This is a genomic window from Terrimonas rubra (assembly GCF_042686025.1).
Classification (GTDB): Bacteria; Bacteroidota; Bacteroidia; order Chitinophagales; family Chitinophagaceae; genus Terrimonas; species Terrimonas rubra.
Genome location: NZ_JBHUOZ010000001.1, coordinates 453,649 through 468,438, shown reverse-complemented (window position 1 = coordinate 468,438; position 14,790 = coordinate 453,649). Strand labels below are relative to the sequence as shown.

The window sequence follows — 14,790 nt, the reverse complement described above, 5'->3', positions numbered from 1 at the left end:
TGCTACGTATATTTGCCGGCTCTAAATAACAACTGATTGTCCGGAGCTAAGAAAAAAACATTTGATATCACTCACCTGAGAAGGGTTTTTGGATATGCCGCGCCATATAAACGCAAGTTCTACACTTCGGTTATTATGGCTATTATGCTGGCCCTCATTACACCTGTTCGTCCTTACCTGATACAGCTTACGGTTGATAAATATATTACCAATGGGGTAGTGAATATGGTGATCTATATTACCATTATTCAGATAGGGCTGTTATTACTGGAAACGGCGATGCGGTTTCTTTTCTCCTTTACCACTGCCTGGCTGGGGCAAGCCGTGGTAAAAGATATACGGGTTGCCACTTACAAAAAAGTATTGAACCTGAACCTGCGTCAGTTTGATACTACGCCCATCGGCACACTCACTACCCGTACCATTAATGATATTGAATCGATCAACGATATTTTTGCTGACGGACTGGTACCTATCATTACCGACCTGTTGTCTATTGTATGTGTGCTGGGTTATATGTTCTGGGTTGACTGGCAACTTACCCTGATAGCGCTGATCCCTTTTCCCATTATCATTATCGGCACCTACTACTTCCGGAAAAGCATTAATAAATCCTTTTTAAAAGTACGTAACGCCGTAGCCGCTTTAAACAGCTTTGTACAGGAACATTTAACGGGTATGCAGGTGGTGCAGGCATTTGCCATAGAAAACACGGAGTTTAAAAAATTTGATACCATTAACAAGGAGCACCGCAATGCCAATATCAAGGGGATCCTGGCCTATTCCATCTTTTTCCCGCTGATAGAAATTGTACTGGCTTTGTCCACGGCCTTACTGGTATGGTGGCTGGCGGGTGAGTCGTTAAGGCTCAATCAAAACCAGCAGGGTACCATGGTGGCTTTTATCCTGTGCTTAAACCTGCTGTTCAGGCCTTTACGTTTTATTGCCGATAAATTCAATGTACTGCAGATGGGCATTATTGCCAGCGAAAGGGTATTTAAAGTACTGGATAACCCGGATGTAACTACCGACGATGAAAATATGGTGACCGATCTGCCGGCAAGACTTACAGGGAGTATAGATTTTAAAAACGTGTCGTTTGAATATGTAGCCGGTAATAAAGTACTGGATAATGTATCTTTTGCCGTTAAGCCCGGCGAAACCGTGGCTATTGTGGGGCATACCGGCAGCGGCAAAACCACTATCATCAGTTTGCTGAACCGCTTATACGCTATCAATGAAGGGGAAATTGCTATTGATGATACCAATATCAACCGTTACCCGCTGCAATACCTGCGCAGGAATATTGCCGTGGTATTGCAGGACGTATTCCTGTTTTCCGGTTCGGTAATGGATAATATTACCCTGCGTGACCCGCAGATTACCAGGGAGCAGGTAATAGAAGCCGCCAAACATATTAATATGCACGATTTTATTATGCAGTTGCCCGGCGGCTACGATTTCGAGGTAAAAGAAAGAGGCAGTACTTTATCATTAGGCCAACGCCAGTTACTGTCTTTTATCCGGGCCATTTTATACAACCCTTCCATATTAATATTAGACGAAGCCACTTCCTCCATCGACACAGAAAGTGAGTTACTGATACAAAACGCCATTGATACATTGGTAAAAGGACGTACTTCTATTGTAATAGCGCACCGCTTATCCACTATCCGTAAGGCCGACAAGATCATTGTATTAGACCGTGGCCAGGTGGTGGAAACGGGTAATCACCGGGAATTATTGCGGGAAAACGGTTTTTATGCCCGCCTGTACGAAACCCAGTTTGAAAAGCAGGAGCAGGAAGTGAATTAGAAGCTAAGTCCTGTGGCTGTATTGTTCTCAAAACAGCCTGCCTCATTAAGAGACTATTTTTCTTTTTCGGTCTAAAAAATCGTAAATTGCAGGTATGAAAAGCTTTTGGACACTTACGGAAGATGAGCAAAAAGAGCTTGAACAAAGTTTTGTTCAGGAGCCTGATGCTTTTTACGAAAAGGCCGAAAATGATCAATTGACAGAAGCTTTAAACCGTTCCTACACCGAAAGATTTCTGGTAATGACCCGCCTGATGAAAATGAACAGGATGTTTGCCAAAGCAAAAATCACCTTCAATAATCAATCCGCTAATAATCATTAATAATGGACATTTTTGACCAGAAGTTGCTGCAACTTTGGCGAAACCTTGCTGCTGGCAATGACCAATATCGCCGAACTGGAAGGCGTTAAAGTTCCTTTTTTACATGTTAACCAACTGATTGCCAATAAGAAAGCAGTTAACCGGCCTAAAGACCAGGTAGATGTATTATACCTGGAACGTATTAAAACGATACTGGATAAACGTGCAGATAAATAATATGTTCCGGCTTCCGGCATCAGGATAACTGTTTAAAGATGTTCCGTACTGCCTGATATCCAATTAACTCCGATTTTTTCCCAAAATCAAAACCTTAAATCATTGTTTTGACGGCTAGGTCCTTATCTTTGCGCCAAATTTCAGGCAGGTATGACAGCAGGACGACTTAAATCCTTTTCTATAGCGGCTTTCAGCTTATTTTGCATGCTAATTTCATTTACGGCAAAAGCTGGCGGCGGCGGCGAAGAGGGCGGAAAATTTGACGCAGGTAAAGCAATGTTAGATCACATTGCCGATGCCCATGAGTTTCATTTCTTTTCTGTAGGCGATTTTCACGCTACTTTACCCTTACCTGTTATTTTATACTCTCCACAACGCGGACTGAGTGTTTTCATGTCTTCCAAATTCCACCATGGTCACGAGGATTACAATGGCTACCGCATGGTAGGTCATGATATTGTGGCGGTAAACGAAGCCGGTGCTATTGATGAAACCGTAACGGTTTTGGATTTTTCTATCACCAAAAACGTAGCCCAGATGTTACTGGCGCTGGTGGTACTGTTCTTCCTGTTAAAAGCGGTTGCGGGTAAATACAAAACCGGCCAGGGTGTAACTTCTGCCCCCAAAGGTTTTCAAAATGCTATTGAGCCGGTGGTTATGTTTGTGCGTGACGATATTGCCAAACCCAACCTGCACCACAAAGCGGGTAAATACTTACCCTATTTATTAACCTTATTCTTCTTCATCCTGATCAATAACATCTTTGGTTTATTACCCGGCGCGGCTAACGTAACCGGTAATATTGCCTTTACCCTGGTATTAGGTTTAATATCACTGGTGGTTATTTTATTCAGCACCAACAAACATTTCTGGGGTCACGTATTCTGGTTCCCCGGCGTACCGGTACCGGTTAAAATATTAATGTTACCGGTGGAGTTAATGGGTGTATTTACCAAGCCTTTTGCCCTCATCGTGCGTCTGTTCGCCAACATGACTGCAGGTCACATTATTATACTGAGTTTCATTAGTTTAATATTCATTTTTGCGGAGATGAGCAAAGGGGCCGGTTTGGGTTTTGCTCCTTTATCTATAGCTTTTGCGGTATTTATTTATGTAATTGAGGTGTTGGTGGCCTTTATCCAGGCTTACATCTTCACCAATCTTACAGCCGTATTTATCAGCCAGGCTATTGGTGATCATCATTACGAAGAGGACGTTGTAGCGCACTAGTAGCGTATCAACCAATTGAACAATAAAATAATTGTATAGTATCTGTATACTATTTCTCGATACTAGATACTGAATATTTAAGCGTTTTTTTATCATAATTAAAATCTGAATCATGGATTTAATGAACATCCTGTTAGAGGTTTCTGGTAGCTGGTCTCACTTCGGTGGAGCTATCGGTGCAGGTTTAGCTGCAATCGGTGCCGGTTTTGGTATTGGCCAAATTGGTAAAGGTGCAACTGATGCTATCTCTCGTCAGCCAGAAGCTGCTAACGACATCCGTGGTGCTATGATCTTAACTGCAGCCTTCGTAGAGGGTGTTGCACTGTTTGCGGTAATTGCCGGTTTACTGGCTGTACTGAAATAATCATAGTACAACAAACTTAGTGCTGTACCCAAGGCACAGGGCGGAGGGTACAGTTCTTTTTACAACAACAAAGCAAAACGATACTAATTTATATTTTATGGGTTTATTAACTCCTTCACTCGGTTATTTTGTTTGGGCATTGGTTGCCTTTATTATTGTATTTCTTTTATTAAAAAAGTTTGCCTGGAAACCCATTCTGAAATCACTGAATGAAAGGGAAACCAATATCAGCAATGCCATTGCATCTGCTGAAAAGGTAAAGGCTGAAATGGCCCAGCTGCAAAACGAAAATGAGGCTTTATTAGCCAAAGCCCGTGAGGAAAGAGGACAGTTACTGAAAGAAGCCCGTGATATGAAAGATAAGATCATTAACGAGGCTAAAGAACAGGCTAAAGTAGAAGCCAATAAGATCATTGCTGAAGCGCAGGCTGCTATACAGGCCCAGAAAATGGCTGCACTGACTGATGTGAAGAACCAGGTAGGTAAACTGGTAATTGAGGTGAGTGAAAAAGTATTAAGAAAACAACTGAGCGGCGAAAGTGCACAGGAAGCACATATTCAAGGCCTGGTTGATACCTTGAAACTGAACTAATGTAAACCTGGGGTTAACCAGGTTAATTACCGCTGTACTTTTAATTTTTACTTTTTTATGCGTAATCCACGCCTTGCTACAAGATATGCCAAATCATTAGTTGACCTTGCTGTTGAACAGGGCCAGCTGGAACAAATTTATACAGATATGCAATGGTTACAAGCTGTTTGCAAAAGCAGCCGTGACTTTGTTAATTTGTTACGTAGCCCCATTATCAAGGCCGACAAAAAAAATAAAATTGTTGATGCCGTTATCGGGCAGAATGTTTCTCCTTTAAGTAAAGCTTTCATTACTTTATTAATTAATAAAGGCCGTGAGAAAAACTTACAGGAAGTAGCCGGTGCTGTTATTACACAATACAAAGCGAAAAAAGGCATTCAAACGGTTACCCTTACCACTGCTATCCCTGTAAGCGAAGCTACCAAACAGGCTATAGTGAGTAAAATGCAAGCGTCCGGCGATTACAAACAGGTTGACCTGGAATCAGTGGTTGACGATTCTATTATCGGAGGTTTTGTATTAAAAGCAGGCGATAAATTAATTGACGCCAGCATTGCTTATGACTTAAAAGCAATTGCCCGCCAGTTTGAGAATAACGACTTTATTTATAAAGTGAAATAAGCAAGATATACAGTATTTAAACGGCCTTGTGTGATAAACACAAGGCCGTTTTGTTTTTATGACTTTTATCATAAAACAGTTTTTGAAACAGACAAAAACTGATCTGTCAAACCATATTTTACATTTTTTTAACATAATATTGGTAAAAATTACCAACCTCAACCAACTTACTTCAACATGAGAACACTTCTAAAACCGGCCATTTTTATACTGGTCAATTTTTGTTGTTTTTCTTCTTCCCTATGGGCGCAGCAGCTCACATCGTTGCCCTTACAGGAAAACGTTGTAAAATGTTATACCGTTGAAAACCTGGCAAGCGAAAGGGCAGGTAAGCCGGGAGCAGAAACAGACGCCCAGTTTGAAGCCTGGTTAAACCGGGCCATTAGTGAACGGAAAAGATTAAACCAGGGCAGCAGGGTAATGGCCGATTACACCATACCGGTTGTTTTTCATATTATACACAATGGTGAAGCAGTAGGTACCAACCCTAACGTAAGTAATGCATCCATTATACAACAGCTTTACCAGATTAATAAAGATTTTGCCAATGCAGCAGGCAGTACGTATAGTGTAGCGCAAAATACCGGGATACAATTTAAACTGGCCGAGAAAGACCCGTCAGGAGTTATGCTCACCGAACCGGGCGTAGACAGGATTAACAGGAATACGCCTCCGGGTGGAGGGGCCGCATGGACTGATTATACAACAGCAAACTCCGGCGCTGGCTGGTTAAATACCTATATTAATTCCACGGTAAAACCTGCCAGTATCTGGGATCCTGAACGGTATATGAATATCTGGGTTATCCCACGCATAACTGCCAGTGGTGTAACCGGTATATTGTTAGGCTATGCTACTTTTCCCAATGCCACGGCTTCGGGATTAAGCGGACTGGATAATGCGGAAACAAATAATACTGCGGGAGTAGTAATATATACGCCTACTGTTGGCAGTATGATACAGCCTTATGGTGCATGCGGCTCCACTGTATCATATGGAAGAGGCCGGACACTTACACATGAAATAGGCCATTTTTTGGGCTTACGTCATATATGGGGCGATAGCAATTGTGGTACTGACTATTGCGATGATACCCCTGTACACCGTACCGATAATGCCGGCAAGCCAACGCATCCTAAACCTAATACTTGCGGAACAGCCGATGAAATGTTTGAAAACTACATGGATTATGTGGATGATGATGTGATGAACACTTTTACACAGAACCAGACCGACAGGATACAAGCCGTAATGGCAAACTGCCCCCGGAGAAAAGATTTAAGCGGTTCAACAGCCGGTGTGGTAGAACCGGTTGCGGCCAACAGGTTATATTTTGCAAACTGCGCACCGGCATTAACCATTACAGAAACGGCCAATGCCGGTACCTATCCCAGGTACAAGGAAATTAAACTGCGTGTTGAAGCGGAGTATAAAGCAACAGGCGCCGCTACCGTTAACTTTAATGTGGGAGGCACCGCTACCAATAACTATCACTACCAGGTAATGCCCGCATCTGTAAATTTTGCTGCCGGAGATATTTATAAAGATATTACCGTAAGAATATTGGATAATGCTGCGGTAGAAGCTAACCGCACCATCGTATTAACTTACGCAATAACCGGTTCCGGCATTACTGCCGGGGCAACAGCGCAAACACAACAAATCACTATCCAGGATGATGACCTGGCAAATTTGAGTAATAACCGGATTACTTTAATAGATCAGAATTTTGATGTGAATTTGGCAGGATGGAATATCTTGTCCTCGGGAGGCATGCCTAATCAGTGGACGGTTGGTAGTAACGGTGATGCGGGAGGTACTGGTAATGCAGCTTTTGTTTCTAACTCCACTGGATCTCCCTACTTAAATCAATACACTAAAACTACTACCGGTATAGCAGTATTAAGGTCACCGCTTATTACACCTACAGGTTATAGCGATATCAGGGTTAGCTTTAAGTACAGGGTATGGGGTGAAGTAGTAGGTACTACCGCATACGATTATGGTGCACTGAATTATGCCACTGCCGCTGCTGCCACAACATTCTATACTGTGCCGGGCACAGGCGCATATGGCGGAACAACGGGTGTTGTATCGGGCACACCGGATGTGCTATTGTCCAATACAGCGGTGGTTAATACCCCTTTTCATTTAGGTTTTTTATGGCGCAACGATAATGCGGATGGTAATGACCCCGCCCTTAATGTAGATGATGTACTGGTAACCGCCCTGGGAACCCAGGTAGAAACAGTTGTATCGGCCTCACATGCTTATGATGTCCGTACCGGCATGGTTAATCACCTGAGAAATAGTGCGGATAATAAAATTATTGCCAGCATTGAAAACCTGTCGCAAAATGTAAATGCTGTCACGGCCTCCATTACCCAGGCCGGCAATGGTACTACCAGCCTGGTTACTAGCGGTGGCAGTTACCTGCGCAGCAATAAAGTAGTACAATTGTCGCCTTCCAGTGCCAATACCAGTGCTACTTATAAAACAACTTTATATTATACTACCGCCGAACTGGCTGGCTGGGGTAGTATTACTAATCTTAAAATATTAAAAGTTAAAGACGGTGTAAACCTGGCCGGAGTAATTACTGCGGCCGATGCGCAACTGGTAACAGCTGTTGTCACCGACTCAAGGGCTGATAAAGGCTATGCCTCATTTGCCGGCGACTTTACCGGTGGTTTCTCCCAGTTTATGCTTGTATCGGCCAATACTGTTTTGCCAGTAAACCTGCTGACATTTACTGCCACTGCTCAAAAAAGTGTAATTGCGCTTAAATGGACTACCCAGGAAGAGGTGAACAATAAAGGCTTTGCCATAGAACGCAGTAAAGACGGTATTACATACGAAAATATTGGCTGGTTAGCGGGCAACGGAAACAGTAACGCCACACACCATTACGATTTTACTGATAATTATATACAGCCGGGTATTGTATACCATTACCGTTTGCGCCAGACCGATTTTGACAACCGGGAAAAATTATCGGTGGTAAGAAGTGCCAAACTGGAAACGAGCCCAGTAAAACTGTTGCTGGCGCCTAACCCCGTAACAAATGGCAAAATATCACTGTTTATTTCCGGTATACAGAATAATGTTACCGTAAAAATGTACAATACACAGGGCCAGCTGGTAAAAACCTGGAACAATGTGAACGCTTTTGACCGCCAGGCAAGTTTAAGCCTGCAGGGGGTGAATGCTGGTACCTACCTGATTTCCATACAATTGGATGACAAAATATGGACTGAAAAGTTACTGGTTCAGTAATTACTGCCCCTAAAAAATAATTTGTTATAAAGACCCCGATATTTAGGGGTCTTTTTTTGTTTTACCGTCACCGATATACTACTTTTGCACCCGAAAAAACAACGTCGGTTTTGGAGGTTTGCTGAACAGCATTACCGGACGATGGACGGAGCGTCGCAACTGCAGTTTCCTCAGGGCACTACAGCCGGTCTCCTAAAAATTAAACATCAATTAAATTTTAACTATATGCCAGAAATAAAGCCAGATGAAATATCGGCCATACTGCGCCAGCAATTGAGCAATTTTAACGCCAATGCCGACCTGGAAGAGGTTGGTACCGTTTTACAGATAGGTGACGGTATTGCCCGTGTTTATGGATTGAACAACGTAAGTTATGGTGAGCTGGTGGAGTTTGAAAATGGTGTACGTGCCATTGCTTTGAACCTTGAGGAAGACAATGTAGGTGTGGTATTGATGGGTGAGAGCAAAGGTGTAAAAGAAGGTGCCCAAGTGCGCCGTACCAACCAGATCGCCTCTATTAAAGTAGGTGAAGGTATGGTGGGTCGTGTGGTAAACACATTGGGTGAGCCTATTGATGGTAAAGGCCCTATCACCGGTGAGCGTTACGAAATGCCCCTGGAGCGTAAAGCACCCGGTGTAATTTTCCGTGAGCCTGTAAAAGAGCCGTTACAAACCGGTATCAAAGCGATTGATGCCATGATCCCTATCGGCCGCGGCCAGCGTGAGCTGATCATTGGTGACCGCCAGACCGGTAAAACGGCTATTGCGGTAGATACCATCATTAACCAGAAAGAATTTTTCAAAGCAGGTCAGCCTGTTTACTGTATATATGTAGCGATCGGACAAAAAGCATCTACCATTGCCGGTGTAATGAAAACACTGGAAGACAATGGCGCTATGGAGTACACTACTATTGTAGCGGCTTCAGCTTCTGACCCTGCTCCTTTACAGTTCTATGCACCATTTGCCGGTGCGGCCATCGGTGAGTTCTTCCGTGATACCGGCCGTCCCGCTTTAATTATTTATGATGACCTTTCCAAACAAGCCGTGGCTTACCGTGAGGTGTCATTATTATTAAAACGTCCTCCGGGCCGTGAAGCTTACCCTGGTGACGTATTCTACTTACACAGCCGTTTACTGGAGCGTGCCGCTAAAGTGATCAACAATGACGAGATTGTTAAGAACATGAACGACTTACCAGAGTCTATCAAACACCTGGTAAAAGGTGGTGGTTCTTTAACAGCCTTACCAATTATTGAAACACAGGCGGGTGACGTATCTGCATACATTCCTACCAACGTAATCTCTATTACCGACGGACAGATCTTCCTGGAGTCTAACTTATTCTTATCAGGTATCCGTCCTGCGATCAACGTAGGTATCTCTGTAAGCCGTGTGGGTGGTAATGCACAGATCAAATCGATGAAGAAAGTAGCTGGTACCTTAAAACTTGACCAGGCTTTATACCGCGAGTTAGAGGCTTTCTCTAAATTTGGTGGTGACCTGGATGCGGCTACTAAAAACGTAATTGATAAAGGTGCCCGTAACGTGGAATTATTAAAACAACCACAATACTCACCATTCAGCGTAGAAAAACAGGTGGCTGTTATTTACCTGGGTACAAATGGTTTAATTAAAGAAGTTGCGGTAAGTAAAGTAAAACAGTTTGAAGAGCATTTCTTAATGGAAATGGAAAATCAACTGCCTGATGTATTAGCGCAATTTAAAAAAGGTGATCTGCCTGAAGCTGGTCTTAAGAAAATGGTTGACCTGGCTAAAAGCATCATCCCCCAGTACAAATAATCACAAGCTTATTGTATACAAAGTCCCTGCTTATTGCGGGGACTTTTTTTATGGCACCGGCTGTAGTTCCCTGATGGGGCTGCGGTTGCGACGCTCCGTTCAGCTGTATATCCCTGAGGGCTGGGCCGCAGGAATAAAAAAAGAGAGCTGTTTGCTCTCTTTTTAAAAATACATCTGAGGGGTTTATTTTACTTTTTTACCAATCTCTTTCCCTGCTTTAGCGTAAGCTTCGGCAATACGTACACCGGTATCAAAATCATAACCACCGAATTGTGCGCCAGGCGATTTGGTAATAGTTAACTTGGCCAATACTTTGCCGGGATTTGCTGTTTCAACGATGGTTACTTCCCCGTTGATCTCGGCATTTTTACGCATAACACCAATGTTAAACCCCGGCTCAATAAAAGTTGTGTGAAAGATCAAAGTGTATTTGGCTTTGTCAGAAACAGTAGCCTTGCTGTACTCAGTGAAAAGTTCGGTGAATTTTGGCTCAAATCTTCCTTCCCTGTCTGAAATCCATGATTCAGCCCATTTATCACCTTTACCGGCTTCTTTTTTATTATACTCTTCTTTTTTCTTGGCAATATATTCTGCCTCATCTTTAAACTTGCCTACAGCAAGATCGTTATAGGTGAATTCAAGTTTGTATTCTGTAACGCCTTTTACTGCATCGAGACTCCCCTCTGTTACTTTAATTTTTTGAGCGTTGGCAGTGAAAGCAAAAGCTCCGGACAGGAGCAGCAATCCCAGTGACTTTACTAGTTTCATGGTTTAGTTTTTAAGGTTTAATTTTTGGGTGACTTTAATTTTTATGAAAAGTAATCATTTTTTTGAAATCCAGATAATACTATGCTGCTCTCCTTTATAACAATTGTAAAGAATAATATTTTCGTAACCCTTTTGGGTTACAGGGGCTGTGAGCAAGTGTGAAGGAGCAGGGTGATTAAGCAACTCTATGGCCAGCCAAAGCCCGAAGGCGGAGGCGCTGGGATATTCTCCGCTTAAATGTTTAAAGCGGGCAACGGGGGTGCCGGGAGGCATCAGGTTGCGGGCAGTATGGTAAAAGGGGAGCAAACGGCTGTCACCGTTCTCGCCGGTAATAATCAGATCGGGTTGAATAGCATTGGTGTTAAGAAAACCGACTATAAAATCAGTAACGGCAGTATTGCTGCTGCTGTGCAACATGTTCACCGCCTTTATACGGCCCAGCGCATTTGCAGGCTGCTGGTTTACCAGGAACATGGCCGTGCCCTCGCCGGCTATACTGCCGGGTGTGCGGCTTTCATATAACGCGGTATTGGCTACGGTTTCTTTTTTGTACCAGCCAGCCAGGAAATCAATATTGAAATTATAATCCGAAATTTCGTCCACCCCGCCGAGTAGGTACGACTCCGAAGCATTTTCACCACATAATAACAAAGCATCCAGCAGGGCATTTTCAAAAGCCAGACCGCGGTGTACATGGGTAATATTGTAACACCTGTTCCGGCTCATCAGGCCTAAATGGCCGGCAATGGCATTGGGTGTGCTTTGTACAAAATTGCCTGGGGCCAGTATACCCTCTTCATAATCTATGATCTGGTTCAGGAATTTAATACAATCTTCCATACCGCCATTGGCTGTACCCAGTATAATACCGGCCAGCTGCGGATGTTTTTGTATAATAGGCAGCGCAGCACCGATACCCATGCGTACGGCTTTACCCATACGGCGTAAAAGACCCGGTGGAATACCGGTATATGCCGGCTCAATGGCGTGTAGTTGATTATTAACGCTTGGCTGCAGGTTGCCCGATAACAGGTCATCAAAACCAGGCTGCGGCGAAATACAAATATGTTCGTGTATGTACAATATTAATTTTTACAGGGGTACTTGCTCACAGAGCAAAAGCCATACCCTTTTGGTTTACATTAAAATATTGTTGGAGGCCACAATGGGCGCCGGTATATTTTCCTCATCCAACATTTCCCTCAGGTCTATCTCGATGGTCCGGCTCATGGAAGTAATGGGTATATCGTTAGCGCTGCCTTCAAAAGGATTTTCGGTGCTTTCGCCCACCTGCTCCAGGGAGGTAAAAACCCAACCTACTATTACGGTAAACGGCACGGTTAACCATACTCCGTATTGGCCCAGTTTAGCAAATTCGTTTAACAAGCCAAAGGGCAACAAAATTACCAATAATAAAATAAAGAAAATATTAATACTGGCGAATTGCCTGGGGTAGGGATAGTTTTTTATTCTTTCGCTGCGGCCCTGGTGATCATACATTTCCTTTAACAGGTTTTCCATTTCCACATAACGCAATGTATCCAGCTGGCCGTTTTCATTTAAGGTGCGTAATTGTTTTGATTGTAAGGCGATCAGCTGTGTGGCCCTGTTCTTTTTGCTCATAATATAGGCGAGTTCACCGGCGGATAACAGGGGTTCCATTGATTTGTCCAGTTGGCTCACCCATTCATCCACCGTATAATAAGCCAGGTATTCGCGGTTATACTTTTTGGTCTTTACATTTTCCCAGCTCCGGCTTTCTCTTAACTGGAAACGTAAAGCCGTTAACCAGGCTATATGCCGGTATACCAGTTCGCGGTGCAGTTTTTTTTCCTCCGTAGTATCATCATGTCTCACAAAATCCTTCACCATCATGCCCCAGGCCCTGCTGCTGTTTACAATGCCGCCCCAGATGGTGCGGGCCTCCCAGGTACGGTTATAGGATTGGGTGTTTTTAAAGCCGGCAATAAAGGCGGCTGCGGTACCAATGAAAGCAATGGTTACCCATGGTATAGCTATCCAGTGCCAGTTGGCAAACTCGTATAACAGTACCGGTATAGTGGCCATAACGGCTAACCAGTATATTTTATGCCTGGTCCATAATATAAAATGTTTAAGGCTGTAACGGGCACCTGTGTTCATACTAATGTGTTTTTAAATGGTTAGTGGTCAGTTCTTCCAGGTCCAATAAATACTCCTGCCGGCGTATTTCCTCGTCGCTGAAATGTTTTTCTTTCCGCAGCTTGTATAATTCATCCCTTTTTACCAGGATAATATCATGCATAATGGCCTGCAGTTTTTGTTGCTCTTCCGGGGCAATCTCATCATAATTCAGTTCCTCTAACTGTTGTTCCAGGCGGGAAATATCATTGTTTACATCCTGCATCAGTTGCTGGGCAATAGTAACATAGGCTTCGTCCCTGCTGTATTTTTCTTCCAGCTTTTTTAAAGTAGCCTGTTTTAAGCGCAGCTGAATGCCGGCATATTCTTCGCCTTCTTTACCGGTTTTTTCAAAGTCTTTGATGTTTAACCATTTTACCAGGAAGGGCAGGGTAATACCCTGGAATACCAGGGTAACAAAAATGACAATAAAGGTGATCAGTAAAATAAGGTTACGGTGGGGGAAGGCCTCGCCGCTATCCATTAATAAAGGAATAGATAGGGCTGTTGCCAGCGATACTACGCCCCGCATGCCGGCCCAACCCACTAACAAGGGGCCTTTCCAAGTAGGGTTAACATTATCCATCCGGTTCTTTTGTCCCAGCCATTTGGGTATATAAGCCACCGGTAATATCCATAATATACGTATGGCAATGACAACTGCACTGATAATAAGACCATATTGTATAGCATCAATAATGGCATATTCGCCCAGGCCTGAAATAATATCGGGTAATTCCAGTCCTATTAAAATAAACACCAGCACGTTTAATACAAAAACCAGGGTGGTCCAAACGCCTAACATATTCATACGCGTGGCGCCGTTGTCAAATATTTTATGTGAGCGATAGGAGATAAATAACCCACCGCTTACAACAGCCAGTACACCGGAAAAATGAAACTCCTCCGCCACCAGGTACATGATGTAGGGGGTCATTACGGTTAAAGTGGCATCAACGGCCGGTATGCTGGGTAGCATACGGTGCAGTCTAAAAATGGCGATGGCTATAATTACACCAGTAACAATACCCATACCTGCTACAATAAAAAAATCACCTACGGCTTCGCCCACCGAAAAACTGCCGGTAACCACGGCAGCCAGGGCAAAACGGAAAACGATGAGTGAAGAAGCGTCGTTAATTAAGCTTTCACCTTCCAGGATAGTAGAGATAGCTTTGGGCACTTTCAGGTTTTTTAAAACCGTATTGGCTGCCACCGCATCGGGCGGGGAAATAATACCGCCTAATAAAAAGCCCATGGCCAGGGTAAAGCCGGGAATAAGCGCCTGTGAAACAAAAGCCACTACCAGTGATGTGATCAATACTAAACCAAAAGCCAGCATGGAGATGACACGACGCCATTTCCAGAAATCGTTCCAGGAAGTGTACCAGGCCGCTTCATATAAAAGCGGCGGTAAAAACACTAAAAAAATAAGCTCGGGGTTTAAATGTACCTTGGGTAGACCGGGGATAAAACTGATGATAAGACCGGCCACCACCAGGAAAATAGGGTAGGCTATTTTGATTTTTTGTGCCAATACGGCCAGCATTAACGATGAAAACAACAACGTTAACACAATAATAAGTGCGTGGTGCATTTCTTGTGCTGGTTTACTTTATAGCA

The 14,790-nt window shown here is 43.5% G+C and carries 13 protein-coding genes; 9 read left to right on the top strand and 4 right to left on the bottom strand.

Annotated elements, in window-relative coordinates:
* Positions 1 to 36 precede the first annotated feature (36 nt).
* The 9 genes from ACFS6H_RS01910 (at position 37) to atpA (ending at position 10,239) form a co-directional block, all read left to right on the top strand.
* Positions 37 to 1,815: an ABC transporter ATP-binding protein gene (locus ACFS6H_RS01910; protein WP_386094583.1), complete on the top strand. Its 1,779-nt coding sequence runs from the start codon at positions 37 to 39 to the stop codon at positions 1,813 to 1,815.
* 94 nt (positions 1,816 to 1,909) lie between these two features.
* Complete coding sequence (locus tag ACFS6H_RS01905) at positions 1,910 to 2,137, top strand: hypothetical protein (protein ID WP_386094580.1); 228 nt, start codon at positions 1,910 to 1,912, stop codon at positions 2,135 to 2,137.
* A 12-nt stretch (positions 2,138 to 2,149) separates the two neighbouring features.
* Positions 2,150 to 2,353: a hypothetical protein gene (locus tag ACFS6H_RS01900; RefSeq protein WP_386094577.1), complete on the top strand. Its 204-nt coding sequence runs from the start codon at positions 2,150 to 2,152 to the stop codon at positions 2,351 to 2,353.
* 204 nt (positions 2,354 to 2,557) lie between these two features.
* The gene (atpB, locus tag ACFS6H_RS01895; protein WP_386094575.1) at positions 2,558 to 3,583 is read left to right on the top strand and encodes a F0F1 ATP synthase subunit A; all 1,026 of its coding nucleotides are present in this window, start codon (positions 2,558 to 2,560) and stop codon (positions 3,581 to 3,583) included.
* Positions 3,584 to 3,695: 112 nt separating this feature from the next.
* On the top strand, positions 3,696 to 3,947 hold the full coding sequence (locus ACFS6H_RS01890; protein WP_386094572.1) for an ATP synthase F0 subunit C: 252 nt from the start codon (positions 3,696 to 3,698) through the stop codon (positions 3,945 to 3,947).
* A 97-nt stretch (positions 3,948 to 4,044) separates the two neighbouring features.
* Complete coding sequence (gene atpF / locus ACFS6H_RS01885) at positions 4,045 to 4,539, top strand: F0F1 ATP synthase subunit B (protein ID WP_386094569.1); 495 nt, start codon at positions 4,045 to 4,047, stop codon at positions 4,537 to 4,539.
* Between the two features lie 57 nt (positions 4,540 to 4,596).
* Entirely contained in the window at positions 4,597 to 5,160 is a 564-nt protein-coding gene (atpH, locus tag ACFS6H_RS01880; RefSeq protein WP_386094566.1) for an ATP synthase F1 subunit delta, read from the top strand.
* A gap of 177 nt (positions 5,161 to 5,337) precedes the next feature.
* Positions 5,338 to 8,436 (top strand): M43 family zinc metalloprotease, encoded by a 3,099-nt coding sequence (locus ACFS6H_RS01875; protein ID WP_386094563.1) that lies wholly within the window; start codon positions 5,338 to 5,340, stop codon positions 8,434 to 8,436.
* A 225-nt stretch (positions 8,437 to 8,661) separates the two neighbouring features.
* Positions 8,662 to 10,239, top strand: a complete 1,578-nt coding sequence (gene atpA / locus ACFS6H_RS01870) for a F0F1 ATP synthase subunit alpha (protein ID WP_386094560.1) — start codon at positions 8,662 to 8,664, stop codon at positions 10,237 to 10,239.
* Positions 10,240 to 10,422: 183 nt separating this feature from the next.
* On the opposite strand, the gene ACFS6H_RS01865 is transcribed toward atpA, so the two are convergent.
* From ACFS6H_RS01865 to ACFS6H_RS01850, 4 genes are read right to left on the bottom strand one after another with little or no spacing between them, the layout of a single operon-like run.
* A complete protein-coding gene (locus tag ACFS6H_RS01865; protein ID WP_386094557.1) occupies positions 10,423 to 11,007 on the bottom strand; it encodes a hypothetical protein in 585 nt (194 codons plus the stop codon).
* Positions 11,008 to 11,061: 54 nt separating this feature from the next.
* Positions 11,062 to 12,090, bottom strand: a complete 1,029-nt coding sequence (locus tag ACFS6H_RS01860; protein ID WP_386094554.1) for a beta-ketoacyl synthase chain length factor — start codon at positions 12,088 to 12,090, stop codon at positions 11,062 to 11,064.
* Between the two features lie 54 nt (positions 12,091 to 12,144).
* Entirely contained in the window at positions 12,145 to 13,149 is a 1,005-nt protein-coding gene (locus tag ACFS6H_RS01855; RefSeq protein ID WP_386094551.1) for a bestrophin family protein, read from the bottom strand.
* A 1-nt stretch (position 13,150) separates the two neighbouring features.
* Positions 13,151 to 14,764, bottom strand: a complete 1,614-nt coding sequence (locus ACFS6H_RS01850) for a Na+/H+ antiporter (protein WP_386094548.1) — start codon at positions 14,762 to 14,764, stop codon at positions 13,151 to 13,153.
* Positions 14,765 to 14,790: the final 26 nt, after the last annotated feature.

Coding starts and splice junctions, on each gene's coding strand:
- ACFS6H_RS01905 (WP_386094580.1), top strand. CDS start 1,910: ATGAAAAGCTTTTGGACACTTACGGAAGATGAGCAAAAAGAGCTTGAA.
- atpB (WP_386094575.1), top strand. CDS start 2,558: ATGCTAATTTCATTTACGGCAAAAGCTGGCGGCGGCGGCGAAGAGGGC.
- ACFS6H_RS01890 (WP_386094572.1), top strand. CDS start 3,696: ATGGATTTAATGAACATCCTGTTAGAGGTTTCTGGTAGCTGGTCTCAC.
- atpF (WP_386094569.1), top strand. CDS start 4,045: ATGGGTTTATTAACTCCTTCACTCGGTTATTTTGTTTGGGCATTGGTT.
- atpH (WP_386094566.1), top strand. CDS start 4,597: ATGCGTAATCCACGCCTTGCTACAAGATATGCCAAATCATTAGTTGAC.
- ACFS6H_RS01875 (WP_386094563.1), top strand. CDS start 5,338: ATGAGAACACTTCTAAAACCGGCCATTTTTATACTGGTCAATTTTTGT.
- atpA (WP_386094560.1), top strand. CDS start 8,662: ATGCCAGAAATAAAGCCAGATGAAATATCGGCCATACTGCGCCAGCAA.
- ACFS6H_RS01865 (WP_386094557.1), bottom strand. CDS start 11,007: ATGAAACTAGTAAAGTCACTGGGATTGCTGCTCCTGTCCGGAGCTTTT.
- ACFS6H_RS01855 (WP_386094551.1), bottom strand. CDS start 13,149: ATGAACACAGGTGCCCGTTACAGCCTTAAACATTTTATATTATGGACC.
- ACFS6H_RS01850 (WP_386094548.1), bottom strand. CDS start 14,764: ATGCACCACGCACTTATTATTGTGTTAACGTTGTTGTTTTCATCGTTA.